Here is an 18,423-nt window from a genome sequence, read left to right as displayed (position 1 = left end):
TGGAAAAAAGATAGGAAACAAAACAGCCGGGGCCGTTCTGTTTCCCTCTCTTCGGAAAATCTATTACTTACGAGTGTCTTGCCAAGCTTTAGAAGATTCCTTTACAAGGTCATCCCAGCTCATCTCGCCGCTCACATATTTCTGGATGTTCACGCCAAGCTTTTCTTGGCCCCAGCCCGTAGGGTATCCCATGAATGTCCAAGCAAGTGTTTTACCAGCTGAAGAATATTCATAGATTTCTTTCGCTAGTGGATCAGAGATCTTGCCAGCGTCATATCCTTCATAAGCAGGAATGAATTTGAAATCTTCGATTACAGCTGTTTTACCTTCTTCAGAAGTATATAACCAGTCAAGGAATTCCTTAGCTGCTGCTACTTCTTTGTCATCTTTGTTACTGTTTACAGCCCAGTACATTGGAACGCCGACTGGGATTGAATCTTCTTTGTAGCCTTCAACTGGAATAGGAAGGATGCCTACGCCGCTGTTTGCAAGCTCTTCGTCGATGCCTGCGATTGAACCTGATACCCAGTTACCTTGCTGGATGATGGCTGCTTTGCCAGTAGAGAATAGTTCTTCTACCTGCTTTGCATAGTCAAGGCTTACAGTAGGCTGATCAGAGTATTTGTTTTGCAGGTCAAGAATTTTCTTGAATGCATCACCATGCTTGAATGTTACTTCTTTCGCTTCGAAAGCGTTGATTACGTTCTGGTCGAATTCAGGTGCAAGGAACACGTTTGAAAGGTGAAGTCCTGTTACCCAAGTTTCTTTAGCAGGAAGAGCAAATACAGATGTAAGACCAAGGTCTTTCTTCTTGCTGTCAAGTGTCTTCACAGCTTCTTCCAACGCGCTGTAGCTTGTGATGCTCTTAGGGTCGATGCCCGCTTTTTCAAAGATTTCTTTGTTATAGATGAAGCCATAGCCTTCCTGGTTGTATGGAAGTCCAAGTACTTTGTCGTCTTTTGTTACGCCTTCAAGTGTTCCGCTGAGGGCCGCTTTTGCTGCAGCTGTGTCAGAAAGGTCTGCTAGCTTATCTTCCCAGTCTGCCACGTCCTGAGGGCCGCCAACGTTGTAGATTGTAGGTTCATTGCCTGAAGCGAATTTTGATTTAAGTGCTGCACCGTAATCTTCGCCGCCGCCGACAGTTGTGATGTTGATGTCGACATCTTTATTTGCTTCCTCATACGCTTTTGCAAGGTCTTCGAATTGGTCCTTGAACTCTACTTTGAATTGGAAAATATCGACGGTTACTTTATCGCCGCTTTTTCCGCCTTCGCCAGATGTCTTGTCATCATTTGATGAACATCCTGCCAGAACTCCGCCAATCAAGAGCCCAAGAGAAAGAACTGCTGGAAATAGCTTTTTTGCTTTCATTGCTGAGATACCCCCAAAAATTTTGTTTTTTTTTGGCATGCAATCACGTGCGTTTCCGAAAGCGTTTGCATATATTTGCATAGATTCTGAGAGGATTTTAAACATATACAACACCTTTAAAACGCTTACATAAAAACGATGATAACAAGGAGAATTCCGTATTTATCAGGTATATCGATGATGTCTTCCTAATGCCATCAGTCTATGCAAACGATTGCAGCTTTGGCTACATAATAGCATATGATTTTCAGAATGACAATATGAAAGTTTGAGAGAAAATTTAATGGCAAAAAACTATTTTTATAGGATGTTCGCGTTTTGGAACTAGTATATACACGTATTATTTGAAGTGAAATGTTTGAAGGTCTATGATGGATGATAATACTGAAAAATAATGCAGAAGGTGAAAATAGATGATTAAGTGTATAGCTACAGATATGGATGGAACATTATTGACCGCAACCCAGGAAATCACAGCAGAAAACCGGGAAGCAATTTTAAAAGCAAGGGAGCAGGGCGTGGAAGTGGTTGTCGCCACTGGACGCTCCTACCAGGAAGCCAGGTTCGTGCTTAAGGAGGCAGGACTCAACCTTCCGATGATTTGTGTGAATGGAGCCGAGGTCCGCTCCGAAGACGGTGAAATACTTTCGTCCAACCCGCTGAGCAAAGAGGAGGCACGACGGGCAGCAAGGAAGATGGCAGAAAACGGGGTATATTTTGAAGTGTATACAAGCAAAGGGACATTCACAGAGGATGAGGACAAGGCTATCTCCATCATTGTTGATATCTTTTCTACGGCCAATCCGGAGGTCCCGATCGATAAGATTGCTGAAGCGGCAGAGGAAAGGATCCATAAGGGGCTGGTCAGGACGGTCGAAGATTATGAGCGGTTGTTCGAAGACGACCAGCATGAAATCTACAAGTTGCTTGGTTTTTCACTCGATGATACCAAGCTCGAAGCGGCGAAATCGGGGCTGAAGGAAATCGAGGGCCTGGCGATCAGTTCATCTGGTAAGGAGAACATTGAAGTCACCAGCGAGAATGCGCAAAAAGGGATCGCACTCGAAAGGTTCGTGACATCAAGAGGTATCAGCCTGGAGGAAACGATGGCGCTCGGCGACAATTTCAATGATGTATCGATGCTGAAAAAAGTAGGCAAACCAGTCGCAATGGGCAATGCAGCAGAAGAAATCAAACAAATCTGCGGAGAAGTGACGCTTACGAATGAAGAAAGCGGCGTCGGCAAAGCGATTATGAAGATATTGAAAAACTGATTTTTCATGATAGGCTTCGGATTCAATGCTACCTGTTCCTAGCTTCAAGAAGCCATTTTTTAAAAAGAAAGGACGGGGGTCATGCGAAGAATTTTGTATCTGATGTTAGTGGTGGTTTTGACAGCTTGTACAGGTGGCGAGGAGCCCAAGGTAGTGGAAAAAGGACAGGAGCAGCCATTGGAGCAGGAGGCTTCTGTCCAGGTTGACCAGCTTGAGGTGCTGGCAGAGAATCTGCAGGTTCCGTGGTCGATCAATAAGCTCGGTGAAACGTACTACTTGAGTGAGCGTCCCGGTTCGATTGTGAAGGTTGAGGACGGTAAGGTGACTCGCCAGAAGGTTTCGTTAAAGAAGGGACTGTCTCAGGCGGCTGAGGCAGGATTGCTCGGATTCGTGCTAGCGCCTGATTTTGAACAATCCAATAAGGCATTTGCCTATTACACTTACGAAAACGGCTCAGGCCAGTTCAACCGGATTGTTGAACTGACACTGAATGATGAGGAGTGGACAGAAGGGAAACTTTTGCTCGACAAGATTCCAAGCGGGCGCTTCCATCATGGCGGCAGGCTGAAAATCGGGCCGGATGGCAAGCTTTACGCGACCACCGGCGATGCGGCAACCAATCCGGAAATCGCACAGGATTTGGATTCCCTCGGCGGCAAAATCCTGCGCCTGAACCTGGATGGCTCAGTCCCGGAGGATAATCCATTCGAAGGCTCCTACGTATACAGCTATGGCCACCGTAATCCGCAGGGAATTGCCTGGGCGAAGGATGGGACGCTTTACGCGAGTGAACACGGGCCATCAGCAAACGATGAAATCAATGTAATTGAAAAAGGAAGTAATTACGGCTGGCCTGAGATACAGGGCGATGAATCGCAGCAGGGGATGGAAACACCGCTTTTCCATTCCGGCAGCGATACATGGGCGCCATCAGGAATGGCCGTGCTTGACGGGAAATTGTATGTGGCGACATTAAGAGGAAATGCCCTGCGTGAGTTTGATGTTGCGGGGAAAACAACAAGGGCAGTCGTCACCGATCTAGGCCGCATCCGCGATGTGATGGTAGAAGGTGATTATGTGTACTTCATCAGCAACAATACCGATGGCCGCGGTACCCCGGCAGAAGGCGATGACAAGCTTTATCGCGTAAAGCTGGAGGAATTGCGCTGAAAATGAGAGAAGGAGCACCAGAAAGGGCGCTCCTTCTCTTTTTTAGTTGGGGGAAATACCTTTTTTCAAGTTTTCAGGACCAATTAACGTGTCCGTTTTTTGATCTTTAACGGTTATTGGCGAAAAAGCGATTTTATTGGCGAAGTTCACAAGTTTATTGGCGAAAATTTGAATTTATTGGCGAAATTGAACACTTTATTGGCGAACTGGAAATTCCGGGCGTTTTTTTCCAGTTTCATGAGCCATTACTTCTCAGTTATTGTTAGGAATTGTTATTTTTTCACATTGGGGCCAGCCAATCCATGCAGGATGAACTCAACTGTTCGTTTTGTTTCTGCTTCGTCATCCCAGTCGGCTTCCGGCAGGATCATGTACCTTGCGATCAAATAGCCGAAAATGGATGAAAACATCATACGGAAGACACTATAAGCCGGTATTTCGATGATTTGCCCTTTTGCTTGATAATGGACAACGATTTCCTCGAAACGGTCATATACTTTGCGTCCGATATGTTCCTTGAAAAGATCCTTCAATTCAGGATGGAACGGAATTTCCTGCACCAAGATTTTTACCGTTGAAAGGTTTTTAATCAGAAAATCCCTTCGATTCTCAAGCATGGCGGTCAGGAAGTCTTCCACATGCTCATAATCCTGGTCCAGGACCTTCTTCAAATCTTTTATGATAAAAGGTGCCACAAACCTTGTCATCACTGGAGCGACGATGGCGAGCAGCAAATCCTTTTTCGTTTTATAATGCCTGAAGATGGTTCCTTCAGCGACTCCGGCCTTTTTGGCGATTTCGCTCGTTGACGTGGCGGAATATCCTTTTTCGGCGAAGGACTCGATCGCAGAAACAATGATTTTCTTCTGTTTCTCTGTCAATTCTTCTCCATCCATTAATTCATCCATTTTTAAATTGTGATCAGTCATGGTTAACTCCTTTCGCCCTGTTAGACAGAGCGGTGCTTCCGCAAAGCTAAAATATTCAGGAAGATAAATAGAGCCGAGAATCCGGCCAGCATCATCATATTACCATAAATGGCATCCCATCCTTGCCCTCTCACCATTATATCCCGTAAAGCATCTGCGGCATAATAGAGCGGTGTGATTGGCCCAAGCCAGCTCAGCCAGTCAGAAATCGTATCCAGATTAATCAATCCGGAGAAGAAAAATTGTGGCACGATGATCACTGGAATGAACTGGATCATTTGGAATTCATTATTCGCAAAGGCGGATAACAGAGTGCCGAGCGTCAATGCAGTCATCGACAGCAATAAGGTGATCAGCAGTACATAGATGAAAGAACCTTCCATCAGCATTCCCAATACGTAAATCGAATACCAGGCGATCAAGGTGGCCTGAAGCATCGTAAATATACCAAAACCCAGCACATAGCCCACGACAATTTCCCATTTCCGCAGCGGGCTGGATAGCAATTTTTCAAGCGTGCCACTCGTTCTCTCACGCAAAAATGAAATGCCCGAAATGATAAAAACAAAGAAGAAGGCGAAAAAGCCCAACAAAACCGGGCCGAAAAAATCGAACTGGCCCATATCCTCCGAACCATGGATGTAATCGATCGTCAGTTCCATTTGCCCCTGAGAAGGCGACAATTGCTTTTTAGCCTGCTGAATCCACTTCATAAGGGCACCGTTCACGGACGGGTCGCTTCCTTCTAGAACGATTTGCTTCGGAATAGGCCCATCAAAAACAAGATAACCATCTATCTCCTGCTCTAGCGCACCCGCTTCTGCAGCCTTTTCAGAATCATATTCCGTCAGTTTCGTATCATCTGAATCGAGTTTTTCCATTACAGCGGCCGGAGCATTGACCAACCCAACCTTGGGAATATAGGATTCTCCGTTAAAAACAAGATGCAGCAATGTCATGATGAGGAGAGGGGCAACAAGCATCATTGCCAGCGTCCTCTTGTCCCGGAGGAATTGGCGGATAATCCTGATGACTAACGCTCTAATTCGCATACTGAACACCTCCATAAGCTAAAAAAGCTTCCTCGACGGTGGACGAACCTGTCTGGGTTTTCAATTCTTCTGGAGTCCCGACTGCGATCAGCCTTCCTTCACGGATCAGTCCAAGTCTGTCGCATTTTTCGGCTTCATCCATGACATGGGTTGTGACGATCAGCGTTTTGCCTTTCGCTTTCAAATCGTAGAATCCCGACCAGATGCTTTGTCGCAGTACAGGGTCGATTCCAACCGTCGGCTCATCCAGGATCAGCAGCTCTGGCTCATGCAGCAAAGCCGCAGCCAGGGATAAACGGCGCTTCATGCCGCCAGAATAATTGGATACCAGTTTAGTAAGATGATCTGATAAGTCCACTAATTCCATGACTTCTGCGATTCGTTTTTTCCTCTGCGCGGTTTTCATGCCGAACAAGGAGGCGAAGAACTCAAGGTTTTCTTTTGCTGATAATTCTGTGTAAAGGGCATCAGATTGAGCCATATAGCCAATCCTTTCAATCAGCTGGAGTGAAGGCATTTTTTCGCCGAAAAGATAGTTTTCCCCTTCACTTGGCACTTCCAGTCCGACAAGTTGGCGGACGAGAGTCGTTTTGCCTGCTCCAGAAGGACCGAGCAATCCGAAGATTTCCCCGCTGTTAATTTCAAGATTGATATCTTTTAAAACTTCATTCTTGCCATACCTTTTGCTGACATTTTGAATAGAAACGATCATTGTAACTTCACCGTCCTTTTAAAAGTGAGTAATCACTCACTTTTAGTTTAACGCACCTGAATAGATTTGTATAGTGAGTAATCACTCACAAATTTTAACGAAAAACGACAAATAATAAAAAGCCCTCAAGAAAAGAGGGCCTACATTATTTTAATTTCCAAAGAGTTTACCTGGCTGACCAAAAGTTCTTCGTACTCCTTTTCGGCGGTGAAGAGTATTTCTTGTTCGCCTGCTTTTGGATTTTCCTTTTTCACTTTTTCAATTAAATCGTTCTGAACCTTTTGGGTTAAAACAATCCGTGTATATTGCTGCTGCTGGATCCTCCAGAACCTTTCTTCGCCGAATTCGGCAATCAGCTTTTGGGCTGCTTCTGAGCTATTGTATTGCCCGCGGACTTGTTCGATGGCATTGTTCACTTCCTGATCAGTTGCCTTGTGTCCTTTTTCAGTACCTAGCATAGCCATGGCTCTTAGCCTGATGATTTGTGTTAACAGTTGATTTTTATCACTATTCAGCTTCTCCTGGTTATCCCAAAAGACAAGTGCTTCATCGAGTTGTTCACCAGTATATTTTTCTTTGTCAGCTTCACGGTTTATTGCGATATGAAGAGTATTGATGAATTGATAAAATTCCAGGTCTTCATCTGTAATCCATTCATCGTTGATAGAAGCAACCCCTTCAGCTTTTTTTACATTAAGGTCAACGACTTCTTCTTGCTTTAATCCGTCCTTTTCAAGGGTGAAGGCAGCTTCCCATTCTCCGGGCATTGAAAAGTTGGCGTCTCCAGAATAAATTCCATCCGACATCTCTTCTAATTCAACATTAATTGTTCCATGGTCCATGCTGGCCATCGCGAATTCAGACGCGATATTGAGATCCTTTACGGGCTTCCCGTTTTCCGTCACCTTTATTTCAAAGTTGGATTCCTTTCCGTTTGCAAAAACTGGTTCCCTGGAGACTTCCAGTTTCCAATCTGGCTCTTGACTGCAGCCTGCTAACTGTGTTGCTAGCAGGACAATTAGTGATATGAATAATTTCTTCATATTCCCACGCCTCCTAATTCTTGATTTTTTAAAAAGTCATCGACTGTGTATTTCGTCATTTTTCCATTATCTAAAAATGCCACATGTGTACAGATTTGTTTGATTTCATCTAAATGATGGGAAGAGAGCAGGATGGTTTTACCCGATAATGAGTGGAGGATTTCTAAAATTTCCTTGCGCCCCATCGGATCAATGCCGCTTGTAGGTTCATCAAGAATTAGAATGGAACACTCCTGATAAAGCGTGATGGCAAGCCCCAGTCTCTGGAGCATTCCTTTTGAATAGCCCTTAATGAATCTGTTCCGGTCTTCCCAAAGTCCGACGGATGTTAAAACCTGCTCTATTTTTTGAGTGTCAGCTTTTCCTGTGCCAGCCTGGGCAAAGAAAACGATATTTTCATAACCTGTCAAAGCAGGGTATAACATGAATTTCTCGGGTAAGTAAGCAATCTCATTTTTCCAGCGCTTACCCCTTTTACGAGCCTTGCCATTCACTAGTATTTCACCCTTATTGATGGGAATCAGGCCCAGCAGACTATTAATAAAAGTAGACTTGCCAGCTCCGTTTCTGCCTACAAGGGCACAGACTTCGTTTTTTTCGATTGACAGACTGATATTGTTCAAGATTTCTTTATTGCCATATGATTGTGTCAGGCCAGAAACGCTGATCATTCAAACCCCTCCTTGCGATGCAACAATCCAGAACTGATAAATGCGATAGCCACCCAGAACATAAGGCTGGCTCCGAGAAAGGCTCCAGGCTGCAGCCACATGAACGACTTTAATAGACGCGACATGTGACCGAATGAGTAAATTCCTACCCCGGTCTCAAGGTACAACCTTACTGCCTGTATGGGATTTAAGAAGTAGGCTATTGAAAAAAGCTTGACATTATCATGGTTGACACCCTGGATCATGGAAAGCAGGGCAAAGTCATGCAAGAAAAAGAAGTAGAACCAGATGATGACAGCCATTCCGGCAATCTGCATTCTTGACCTGCTTATGCTGCCAACCAGGGCACCGATCTGAGTGAAGACCAGCATGAGTGCAACCATGGATAGGACAAAGACCAAATACGTTCCTATATCGGCTTTAAAATATAGTTTTAAAGGCACTAGGAATAAGAAGAACCAGATCATGACCGGAACTATCAGCACTAAATGCATCCCAAGGCTTTTTTTAGCAAGGAATGTCCAGTAACTTTCCTGCCTTGTCAAAAGCATGACTAGTGTCTTTTGCTCTTTTTCCTGGAATATGGAGAAGGCGCCCATGAACAGGTACAGAATCGGGATAAAATAGATCAGCGTATCGAACAGGTTGATGAGCAAAATGTATAAACCCTGATCATAGGAAAGAGAAGTTGATCTTACAAGTAGAAGAGCAGATACCAGTATGATAGTACCGATTGCAAGCCAAAGTCCTTTGCCTCTTATATTTTCCTTCCATTCCTTCCAAACGAAATACATAGCAGTTTTCTCCTTTTTACGATGATGGCCGAGATGATGACGGCGAAGATCACTAGCCCGGACAAGTAGAAGTTTGGTTTTTCGCTGTCAGTCAGCGGATGCTGATCCTCAAACATGGTTTTTTCGTTATCCATCAGCTGGTTCATTTTTTCGTAGACTTTAATCGCAGGACTTTTTAAGAAAAGATAGACAAGTTCCTGATCCTCAATCAGTTCATAGAGTGAGGATTTATAGATTGCGGGGCTGTCTCCTACACCATTCTGGTCAAGGTCGAGTAAAGGGAAGGAGGTGCCCCAATTGTTGCCTGTTCCTTCCTGGCTCCAATCATTCCGGCCTGATCCGCCCAGCGTGACAGCTGGAATGGTATTTTCTTCTATTTTATTTTCAGTAAAGACCTGTTCGTTGGAGCTTGCCCATAGCTCGATTCCGATCTGATTTTGAAAAATCTGATTTGATTTAATCAGGTTGTCAGTAGATTGATCTATATATAACCCTCTTTGATTCATGTAGAAAGTATTGTTCTCAATGTCATTTTGGTTTGCTGATAACAACATCAATCCAAAGGAGCGATGACCATAATTAAAGATAAATTGGTTGTTTTTCAGCTTAAGCTGGTTGGAGTGCATGATAGCTGCTCCACCTGTATTAAAGGTGAATATGTTGTTTTTGAATTCGTTGCGGTCTGAGTACATAAAATGCAGACCGTAACGGGTTTTTGTTATTTCATTGCCTATTACCTTGTTATCATTGGCATAATCGAAAAACATTCCGTCTCTTGTTCCTACAACATAATTGTTTATTAATAGATTTCCGTTTGAATAATATACATGCAGGCCGTTGCCCTGGGCCGCTATTTCTTCTTTGCCTAGCCCTTTTACCCGGACATTTTCAATCGTGTTGTTATGAGCTTTACTTAAATAAATTCCGTGGAAGGATTCATCGATCCCGATATTCCGGAGGACGTTCCCATCTGTATAGATCTTGATTGCTGCGTATTCTTCAGCGCTGTTCCGATCCATACCTCCTTTACTGACTTTAAGATCCGAGATTGTGACACCAGGGGCACGAACAGAAATGACATTGCCTTTGCCATCCCCTTCAATAAGTGTTTCGTTAGTGCCCATAAGCGTTAAAGGTTTATCAATGACGATGTTGCCTGCATAGATTTTATCTTCAAGCTTAATCACTGAACCGTCTTTGGCTGAGTTAATGACAGCCTGCAGGTTTTCTGCTGCCGTCCCCTTTTCCGTAAAAATAAAAGCGGAAAAGAGCAAGAGCAGCCAAAGGATTTTTTTCATGATCAACGATCCTTCCAAATCGGAATGATAAGCAGGATGAAAGCTGCTATGATTAAATAAGAGCCAAATCCAAGGTAGCTGTTTGTAATAAAGTTTGCCAGGGTGTTTTCCCCGATAATTGGCGGCACAAACGGATCTACTTTAATAGGTGCGGTCGGGCTTAAGTCGGTTCCAAAGTCATGAAGCCAGCGTCTCAAGTCCCATACTCCAAGCGCTCCGCCGACTGAAAAAATCCCAATCAGTATATATAGAACACTTCTTCTTCTGAGGATGGCAGTGAAAAGCGCAAGTACGGCCAAACCGCCAATCAAATACTTAAGGTAGCTGAGTTCCGGGAAGTTTTCTTCGCTGAAGCCTTTCATGCCTATATAATGGTTCAGGCCATTAACAATATCTATTTCGCCTTCGAGTTTGTCAGGGTAGACAATGATATTCAGACCTTCGGGATACTGAGGTGCAAAGAACTCCATGCCCCACCAGGGGAAAAATAAAGAAGCGGCAATCAGTGCCGCAGCTGCAGCAACCAATCCAGATGATAGAACTGAAAGTCGTTTCAAACTAATCACGCCTTTCTAAATGCCGTATGTCAGTTTTGAAAAGGAGGAGGGTATCAGCATTTGATGATACCCTTTATTCCTATTGCAGATTATGGTTTGACAAGGAAGTAACCAGTCATTTCCTGGTGCAGGGCTGAGCAGAAGTTCGTGCAGTAGATCGGGAAAGTTCCTGCTTTATCTGCTGTGAACTCCACTGTATTCGTTTGTCCTGGCTGCACTTCAATATTTAAGTCGTAGCCATTGATTGCGAAGCCATGGGTGATATCCTGGTCGAAGTCAATGTTTGTAAGATGGATGAAGACTTTATCGCCTTTTTTGACTTCAATTTCGTCAGGTCTTTTCGCTTTAGCATCAAAAATAAATTTTGAACGCATGGCAATTCCGTAGATATGGACTTCATTGCCCTTTCGTTCGATACGTGTATCTTCCTGGTTATAAACAGCGTAAGGATTCTTTTCATCCTTAGGGTAAACAGAAATTGTTTTGATTTTGTCTGCCTTGATCATTTGAGCATAGTGTGGTTCCGGATTTACTGGTGCTGACTGGATGACTTCCATCTTGTCTCCGCGCAGGTCGATCAGCTGCATGGATTCAGGATGGGAAGGTCCTACAGACAGATAGCTGTCTTTCGCAATTTTGTTCAAAGCAACAAGATATTTTCCATCAGGTGCGACGGTATCACCCTCAGCTGCAACTGAGTGTCCTGGAGAGTACTGGACAGGTACCCGGTCTAATGTTTCTCCTGTTTTAGGATCCCATTTCAGGACTTCTGATGAGATGAACATCGTTGTGTATGCCATACCCTTATCATCAAATTGAGTATGCAGAGGTCCTAACGCGTTTTCTGGGTTAACTTCTCTTTCCATGATCGATTCATATTTAATAATAGGAATCCCGTTTCGCTCGCCAGCAAATTCTTTGTTTTCAATTGCCTTGAATGCTTTTTCGAAAGAGAATACAGTCATTGCCGGAGCCAATTTACCCGATGCAATAAAGTGTTTTCCATCTGGAGTTACGTCCACACCATGAGGCGACTTGGCCACTGGCACCAGGTACATGCCGCCTTTGTGCTTTTCAGGGAAGATCATTTTCTGGCCGGTGACTTCATCATACTCTCCGTCTTTGACCATCTGCTCAAGCTCTTTCCAGTTGAACAGGACGATAAAGTCACGGTCTGCCTGGGAGGCATTAATTTCAAGGTTTGTCGTTGCTTCTTCAGTGTTATATGTGGTCATGACCGCCCAATCAGCAGAAACTTTTTTCCCTGCATCAGACAAATCGTACGACCATGGCGGAAGAGCGACCTGGTAGGCGATATTCAATTTCTCATTTTTCTCATCGAAAGTGACAGCGGACATGACACCGCGGTATTTTTCGCTGTATTCATCAAGCGGTGCATACTCACTTCCAATAGGCACTGCAAATCGGGTAGGAAGGAACATGTATTCAGTGTTTTCCGTGACGAACGCTGCACAGTGAGGACCGCTCGTGTTTGGCACATTAATGATATCCCTCACGGTGAACGTTTCAAGGTTCATGACTGCAGCTCGGCTGTTGCCGACATCGGTCGCAAACATGTATTTACCATCATAATCACCATTCGTTTCAGAAAAGGCCGGATGGTGAAGATCGCCCCAAGTAAAGCCGCCCATCATTTCTTTTGAGTGTTTATCAAATCCATATCCAGTAGCAGAATCCGGGCTGAACACCGGTACTGTCCTGATATGCCTCATCGAAGGAACACCATAAATGAACATCTGTCCTGAATGGCCGCCTGAAGCGAATAAGTAGTACTCATCTTTTTCACCAAATGGCACATAAACTTTTTCGGCATTCGTCTTGTTTTTGGTGCTTTCCGCGATGGCTTCTCCTTGATTTCCAGGAGAAAAATCAGCGAAGAAAACCGTTGCGGCCAGAAGCCCGGTTGCTAGCCCCGAGGCAATTGGAATCCATTTCTTCATTAAACTTGCACCGCCTTTTTATTTTTTTGAAGCTTCTTCTAGGATTTTTACTAGTTCAGTAATTTCTTGTTCTGACAGTGGATTTCCACCAATAACACCGGACATTACCGCCGAAGTAGGTTCTTTTAAGAACTGATCAATTGGTTTTCCGTGCTTCCCTTCCACATTTTCAAAGGCTTTGGATAAATCAGGACCTGTTGCGCCGCCTGTGAGATTCAACGCTGATACGGAGTGGCAGCTAAGGCAGCCCTTCGATGTTAAGATGTTCCCATCTGCAGATACTGTTTCAGCAGCGGGTTGTTCCTTCTTTTCTTCCTGCATGTTGTCCTTCTCCGGCTTAGAATCATCCGGACTTTCGGAAGCGCTTTCGCCAGGAACTGCATCCTTGCTCTGACCCACAACCTCGAATGCGGCATAACCGAGTCCCAAGCCAATTAGTGCGCTTATGATAAAACTGATTAAAGCTTTTTGCATGGACTTCATTACCCCCCTTTATTCATTTTCACTAACATCGTACCTTGTGATAAGCAGTGAAAAGTGTGATGCAGTTCACTTTACAAGAGAGTAAATGTGAAAGGTCTATGAACAGGGTGTGTCTAAATTTTGAATGACTTTAAGTTGATAGATTCATTTGCTTAAGGAGAGAGGGCATGAAAAATAAAGGGTGAGGGTATTAAAAAAAGAATATAAAAAGGGGTTTTAGTGGGACTTGGTGAATTAACTTCTTAAAGGCTTGTTTTTGCAAGCAACAAATTTTTTGAAATAAGCCATTAAAAGATTTACTGAGCAAAAAGCGGGAGTGATAGTTTGATTAAGATGAAAAAAAGGTTAATTCTGATTTTGGCTCCAATATTATTGGCAGGCTGTCTGTTTTTCTATGATGCGAAACTAGATGTTTATACAAATACAGGGGATGGTGTCCTGGTCTTTAAGGACAATGAGTTTCACCGTGGTTATGAGACGTACCAAAAGTATTATACGAATGGTGAAAAGAACTTTGAGATCGGCCGCATGATTGGCAAAACGGATAACAGCAAGTTCCTTGGCTTCAAAGAGTCAGTCTGGCAGATCAAAGGGGTGCCGGACGATGAAGTCGTGTTTGTGAAAGGCTTGATGATTGAAGGCGTATATGAAAGGAAATAAAAAATCCACCATGAAAGGTGGATTGATCACGAAAATTTATAGGTCCAGAAGCGTTCGTTATTGATCCAGGCCAATGTTTGTGGATCTTTTTCCTTCAGTTTATCCGCCATTTCCTCGAGCATGAGCTCTGTCTGGGAGCGGTGTGCCTTGATTGCATCGAGCTTAATATCCGCTACGGCGCTGATGTCATGAACGATATCCGGCTGTCCCAATTCCTCAACACAGTTGCGGGAAAATGCTACCAGTTGCAGCTTTGGCCTGTCTGCTGCTGCGATTTTTTCCACTGCCCGCACGACAGCTGCGCCTGTTGCCTCATGATCCGGGTGGACAGAGTAGCCAGGGTAGAAGCTGATGACGAGCGAAGGATTCAATTCGGTGATTAGTGAGGACATCAGGTTCGTCAGTTTGTCCTCGTCTTCAAACTCAACGGTCTTGTCGCGGAACCCGAGCATCCGCAGATCATTGATGCCCAGCGCACGCGCGGCATCTTTTAATTCTTTTTTGCGTATGGCCGGAAGTGTTTCCCGGTTCGCAAATGGAGGATTCCCCATATTTCGCCCCATTTCCCCGAGCGTCAAGCAAGCGTATGTGACGGGTGTACCCATGTTGACATGAGATGCAATCGTACCGGAAACACCGAATGCCTCATCGTCGGGATGAGGGAAGATGACAAGTACATGCCTTTCTTTTTCCATCGTAAAATCTCTCCTTTCAGGCGATTTGTCCTTATTCGAATGGTGTTTCGCTAATTTCAAGGGCGACGGCAAGCTTCCCGTTAAAATCGTGGCCAGCCAGCAGCAGCCTTCCTTTATCATCTATTTCAAAATGGGTGATGCCTTCCGCATAAACCCAGCCAAATGGAATTTTCAATCCTGCACGGTAAGGTCCTTCACCGGTGATTTTCGCCCGCTCATATGACAGCTTTGCGTTGCGGATATAGGCGCCTGATGAGAAGAACGACTCGTTATTATGGGATGCATAAGCACCATTCGTTGTTTCCAAATGGACATAAACTTCCTTGTCCTTGAAACGGTCCAGCGCTTCCTGGACTTCTGACAATATAACCGGATCCATATTCTTTCCTCCTTCCGCAATAAGTGCGGCTCGTTCGCGTATGAAGTTTCAGTTTATAATAGCCGAATGGACGGCCTTATATGTGAAAATCGATTATTACCATATTACTAAATAATTGTTCTGAATGCGAAATGTATGCTTTAAAAGTGATTCCTCCTCTCCAACAAAAATTGTTTAATCAGGAAGTTAAATGGAAATAGTGGAAGAAAAGGAGGGAGCTCATGGAACATGTAAAAGCATTGCTGATTAAAGGCATCATGACATTTGCCATTCTGCTTCCGCTTGTGGGAAGTTATGCGGGTGTCGGAGATCTGCTAATTATCACACTGATCCTTGGCGCGGTCTCTTACTTTGCCGGCGATTTGTTTATACTTCCGAAAACGAGCAATCTAACGGCTTCATTATCCGACTTTGTCCTTTCTTTCCTGGTGATTTGGGGAATGGGACTGATGTTGTTTGAACAGACGAATGGTTTGATTGGCGCTTCTCTTTTTGCCGCCGCTTTGCTTGCGTCTGGTGAGTGGTTCTTCCATAGTTATATGGCGGACAAGGTACTTCATATTAATCGTAAAATCTAAAAAGGATGGCTGCTCGCCATCCTTTTTCTATTGCCATTTTTTACTCGCCGCGATTGCCGTTTGCGAACTTGTTGTAAGCGAGGTGCATTGTCGGTCCTACGTATTCATTCAGTCTGAAGCCATGCTTGATCGCTTCAGTGATAAAGCCTTTTGCTACATCCAAAGCTTCGTTGACTGATTTGCCTTTTGCCAGCTGTGCTGTAATTGCGGATGCAAATGTGCAGCCAGCGCCGTGAGTGAAGCTTGTTTCCACTTTTTCTGATTCGAAAAGGGTAAAGTCTTTTCCATCATATAGCAGGTCTACTGCTTTTTCATGGTTCAGCTTGTTTCCGCCCTTGATCATGACGTGTTTCGCACCCATGTCATGGATTTTACCAGCTGCTTCTTTCATGTCATCAATCGTGCGGATTGGACCTGTCTGTGCCAGCTGCCATGCTTCGAACAGGTTTGGCGTCACAACGGTCGCTCTAGGAAGGAGCAATTCCCTCATGGCATCCGTGTTTTCCGGCATCAGCACTTCGTCTTCGCCTTTGCACACCATAACAGGGTCGATTACCACCCTGTCCAATTTATGCTCATCGATTTTGCGGGCAGCAAGCTCGATGATTTCTACTGTTCCGAGCATACCTGTCTTCATCGCATCGATGCCGACGGAAAGGATCGTTTCGAGCTGTTTTTCGACAAGATCGACTGGCTGTGGGAAAACTTCATGGTGCCAGTGGTTTTTAGGATCCATCGTTACGATCGTCGTTAGAGCAGTCATCCCATATACACCAAGCTCCTGGAATGTCTTAAGGTCAGCCTGGATCCCTGCGCCGCCGCTTGTATCTGAACCTGCAAGTGTTAACACCTTTTTCAAACTCATCAAACTTACCTCCAATTAAAATGATGCCAGCCTTATCGGGATAAAGCTGGTCACCTTCATCTTTTCTTATGATTATACCAATTCTATAGGATTAGACAAAATATTCGATTTCATTCCACTCTCCATATGGAAGTATTTTACTTATGACGATTTTGTGGCATTAACCCTTTGACGTGATGAAAGTTACTGAGAGTTAAAATGAATTCCTTTAGCATGGGTTATATGAAATTTGGCCCAGCTATGTCGAATGATTTTTTACGGTACCGGAAAATCTTGAATTCTAAACTTGTTAAAAAATTTGACAATATTCATCTATATTATTGTAACAATTAAAACGGTTACAACCATTCAATTTCCAGTACATTTAAAGCGTGGGGGGTATTATCCCTTTTGACATAGTGAAATGGTTTTTAATATAGAAGCTTGCCAGTTTGCAAGATGGCTGGACAGAAGTTTATTGGAGCACCGGACCCGAAAGATGAACGACCACATAAGGGGTGAAGAACATGATGAAGAAGGGCTGTCCCGAAGAGTATCCGATCAGCCTGAGGCTGAATGGATACGAAATCGCTGTTTTCCAGCTGACGAATCAGGACCTGGAAGATTGGGTGTATGGCTATCTTTTTTCCGAGGGATTGATTGATGGTCCGGAGGATGTTGTCAGCGTCGATTTTAGCGAAAAGAAAGGCACATTGAATGTTACGCTTTGCAATTCATTCGATCCTGAACAGATGTTTTCGAAGAAGAAGCATTATACTGCCGGCTGCGGCCGGGGAGTGACCTTCTTTTCGATGACAGATGTGAAGAAGTTCAATAAAGTGAATTCCGATGAAACCTATTCGCTGACATATTTGTTGAAAAAACGCGCGGAATTTGCGCAAAATTCACCGTTATACCTCGAAACAGGAGGCATGCATGGCGCCTGCATCATCCTCGAGGATGGCAGCATCGAGGTACGGGAGGACATCGGCAGGCACAATGCCGTCGATAAAATCATCGGTCATGCAATTCGAAAGCGTTTGCAGCCTGACCGGCTAGTCTTGCTGACAACCGGAAGGGTTTCATATGAAATGCTCTCAAAAGCAGCAAAATTTGGTTTTGCCGTCATTGGCTCGCGCACAGCAGCTACAAAGCAGGCGATCCAGCTGGCTCGATTCCTGAATATTGAGGTCGTTGGCTATCTGCGCGGGAAAATGGCGACTGTCTATACATCGGCAGGGAGGATCAATGATGATCTGAACCTTCCGGCTGCTGCAGAGGAACTACTTGAAAGGGGGGAAGCCCAGCAAGTACTGAATTAATACTACCTATGGGATTAGGGATGTTCATTGCAAATATGGGAAGGAGAGAGAAGAATGGTTGAAATCAACCTGAATCGCCGGCAGTTCTTGAAGCTGTCAGGGGCCACTGCGGCTACTCTGGCTATTGTCGAGCTGGGCTTCAATGAAAAAGAAGTCCATGCAAAGACAAAAGAACTCAAGATTGCCAAAGCTACTGTTACACCAACCATTTGTGCATTTTGCGGAGTAGGATGCGGCATTTTGGTTCACACAAAGAACGATACCGTGGTTTATACGGAAGGGGATCCGGACAGCCCGGTTAACGAAGGAACACTTTGCAGTAAAGGAACAACCATCCGTCAAGTCTACACTTCAGAAAAACGTCTGACAAAGCCGTTATATCGAGCACCTGGAAGCAAGAAGTGGGAAGAGAAAAGCTGGGACTGGATGTATGAAACAATTGCAAAACGCACGAAGGAAACACGCGACAGAACATTCGTCGAAAAAGAAAACGGGATGTTTGTCAATAAGACCGAAGCCATTGCGAGCTTAGGCGGGGCAGCTCTGGATAATGAAGAGACCTATCTGCTTGCGAAAATGATGAGAGGGCTTGGCGTCGTTTATCTCGAACACCAGGCACGAATATGACAC

Annotated in this window: 20 protein-coding genes; 6 read left to right on the top strand and 14 right to left on the bottom strand. The window is 44.4% G+C overall.

Annotated features, from left to right (window positions below; translation table 11 throughout):
- Positions 1–63: 63 nt before the first annotated feature.
- Positions 64–1,371: an ABC transporter substrate-binding protein gene (locus EJA10_RS11835; RefSeq protein ID WP_125480210.1), complete on the bottom strand. Its 1,308-nt coding sequence runs from the start codon at positions 1,369–1,371 to the stop codon at positions 64–66.
- A gap of 413 nt (positions 1,372–1,784) precedes the next feature.
- On the opposite strand from EJA10_RS11835, the gene EJA10_RS11830 reads away from it, so the two are divergent.
- A complete protein-coding gene (locus EJA10_RS11830; protein ID WP_125480209.1) occupies positions 1,785–2,645 on the top strand; it encodes a Cof-type HAD-IIB family hydrolase in 861 nt (286 codons plus the stop codon).
- Positions 2,646–2,726: 81 nt separating this feature from the next.
- Positions 2,727–3,815 (top strand): PQQ-dependent sugar dehydrogenase, encoded by a 1,089-nt coding sequence (locus EJA10_RS11825; protein WP_125480208.1) that lies wholly within the window; start codon positions 2,727–2,729, stop codon positions 3,813–3,815.
- Between the two features lie 272 nt (positions 3,816–4,087).
- On the opposite strand, the gene EJA10_RS11820 is transcribed toward EJA10_RS11825, so the two are convergent.
- The 10 genes from EJA10_RS11820 to EJA10_RS11775 all read right to left on the bottom strand — a co-directional run bounded on the left by EJA10_RS11820 (position 4,088) and on the right by EJA10_RS11775 (position 13,306).
- Positions 4,088–4,744, bottom strand: a complete 657-nt coding sequence (locus EJA10_RS11820) for a TetR/AcrR family transcriptional regulator (protein ID WP_125480207.1) — start codon at positions 4,742–4,744, stop codon at positions 4,088–4,090.
- A 20-nt stretch (positions 4,745–4,764) separates the two neighbouring features.
- Complete coding sequence (locus EJA10_RS11815; protein WP_125480206.1) at positions 4,765–5,796, bottom strand: ABC transporter permease; 1,032 nt, start codon at positions 5,794–5,796, stop codon at positions 4,765–4,767.
- The gene (locus EJA10_RS11810; protein ID WP_125480205.1) at positions 5,786–6,508 is read right to left on the bottom strand and encodes an ABC transporter ATP-binding protein; all 723 of its coding nucleotides are present in this window, start codon (positions 6,506–6,508) and stop codon (positions 5,786–5,788) included. Before EJA10_RS11810 ends, EJA10_RS11815 begins: the two co-directional genes overlap by 11 nt.
- Positions 6,509–6,648: 140 nt before the next feature.
- A complete protein-coding gene (locus tag EJA10_RS11805; RefSeq protein WP_125480204.1) occupies positions 6,649–7,551 on the bottom strand; it encodes a FixH family protein in 903 nt (300 codons plus the stop codon).
- A complete protein-coding gene (locus EJA10_RS11800; RefSeq protein ID WP_125480203.1) occupies positions 7,548–8,222 on the bottom strand; it encodes an ABC transporter ATP-binding protein in 675 nt (224 codons plus the stop codon). The genes EJA10_RS11805 and EJA10_RS11800 overlap by 4 nt, the downstream gene beginning before the upstream one ends.
- Complete coding sequence (locus EJA10_RS11795; RefSeq protein ID WP_125480202.1) at positions 8,219–9,016, bottom strand: ABC transporter permease; 798 nt, start codon at positions 9,014–9,016, stop codon at positions 8,219–8,221. Before EJA10_RS11795 ends, EJA10_RS11800 begins: the two co-directional genes overlap by 4 nt.
- The gene (gene nosD, locus EJA10_RS11790; protein WP_125480201.1) at positions 8,980–10,314 is read right to left on the bottom strand and encodes a nitrous oxide reductase family maturation protein NosD; all 1,335 of its coding nucleotides are present in this window, start codon (positions 10,312–10,314) and stop codon (positions 8,980–8,982) included. Before nosD ends, EJA10_RS11795 begins: the two co-directional genes overlap by 37 nt.
- 2 nt (positions 10,315–10,316) lie before the next feature.
- Positions 10,317–10,877 (bottom strand): hypothetical protein, encoded by a 561-nt coding sequence (locus EJA10_RS11785; protein ID WP_125480261.1) that lies wholly within the window; start codon positions 10,875–10,877, stop codon positions 10,317–10,319.
- A gap of 83 nt (positions 10,878–10,960) precedes the next feature.
- Entirely contained in the window at positions 10,961–12,832 is a 1,872-nt protein-coding gene (gene nosZ / locus EJA10_RS11780; RefSeq protein WP_125480200.1) for a Sec-dependent nitrous-oxide reductase, read from the bottom strand.
- An 18-nt stretch (positions 12,833–12,850) separates the two neighbouring features.
- A complete protein-coding gene (locus EJA10_RS11775; RefSeq protein ID WP_125480199.1) occupies positions 12,851–13,306 on the bottom strand; it encodes a cytochrome C in 456 nt (151 codons plus the stop codon).
- Positions 13,307–13,639: 333 nt separating this feature from the next.
- Between EJA10_RS11775 and EJA10_RS11770 the strand changes: the two genes are divergently transcribed.
- On the top strand, positions 13,640–13,975 hold the full coding sequence (locus EJA10_RS11770; protein WP_125480198.1) for a hypothetical protein: 336 nt from the start codon (positions 13,640–13,642) through the stop codon (positions 13,973–13,975).
- Positions 13,976–14,001: 26 nt separating this feature from the next.
- Here the strand turns inward: EJA10_RS11770 and bshB2 are convergent, their stop codons facing one another.
- Positions 14,002–14,670, bottom strand: coding sequence for a bacillithiol biosynthesis deacetylase BshB2 (gene bshB2 / locus EJA10_RS11765; protein ID WP_125480197.1), 669 nt, complete (start codon positions 14,668–14,670; stop codon positions 14,002–14,004).
- Between the two features lie 31 nt (positions 14,671–14,701).
- Positions 14,702–15,049 carry a YojF family protein gene (locus EJA10_RS11760; protein ID WP_125480196.1) on the bottom strand — a complete coding sequence of 116 codons (348 nt, stop codon included), beginning with the start codon at positions 15,047–15,049 and terminating at the stop codon, positions 14,702–14,704.
- Positions 15,050–15,270: 221 nt separating this feature from the next.
- Here EJA10_RS11760 and EJA10_RS11755 point away from each other — a divergent pair, with 221 nt between their 5' ends.
- Positions 15,271–15,627 carry a DUF2512 family protein gene (locus EJA10_RS11755; RefSeq protein WP_125480195.1) on the top strand — a complete coding sequence of 119 codons (357 nt, stop codon included), beginning with the start codon at positions 15,271–15,273 and terminating at the stop codon, positions 15,625–15,627.
- A 40-nt stretch (positions 15,628–15,667) separates the two neighbouring features.
- On the opposite strand, the gene pdxK is transcribed toward EJA10_RS11755, so the two are convergent.
- Positions 15,668–16,492, bottom strand: coding sequence for a pyridoxine/pyridoxal/pyridoxamine kinase (pdxK, locus tag EJA10_RS11750; protein ID WP_125480194.1), 825 nt, complete (start codon positions 16,490–16,492; stop codon positions 15,668–15,670).
- 506 nt (positions 16,493–16,998) lie between these two features.
- Between pdxK and fdhD the strand changes: the two genes are divergently transcribed.
- Both fdhD and EJA10_RS24115 read left to right on the top strand, forming a co-directional pair.
- On the top strand, positions 16,999–17,793 hold the full coding sequence (gene fdhD / locus EJA10_RS11745) for a formate dehydrogenase accessory sulfurtransferase FdhD (RefSeq protein ID WP_125480193.1): 795 nt from the start codon (positions 16,999–17,001) through the stop codon (positions 17,791–17,793).
- 54 nt (positions 17,794–17,847) lie between these two features.
- Positions 17,848–18,420 carry a twin-arginine translocation signal domain-containing protein gene (locus tag EJA10_RS24115; protein ID WP_211340556.1) on the top strand — a complete coding sequence of 191 codons (573 nt, stop codon included), beginning with the start codon at positions 17,848–17,850 and terminating at the stop codon, positions 18,418–18,420.
- The last annotated feature ends 3 nt before the right edge of the window (positions 18,421–18,423 follow it).

The organism is Mesobacillus subterraneus (genome assembly GCF_003937825.1).
In the GTDB taxonomy this organism is placed as follows: Bacteria; Bacillota; Bacilli; order Bacillales; family Cytobacillaceae; genus Mesobacillus; species Mesobacillus subterraneus.
This window is presented reverse-complemented; position numbering and strand designations above follow the sequence as displayed.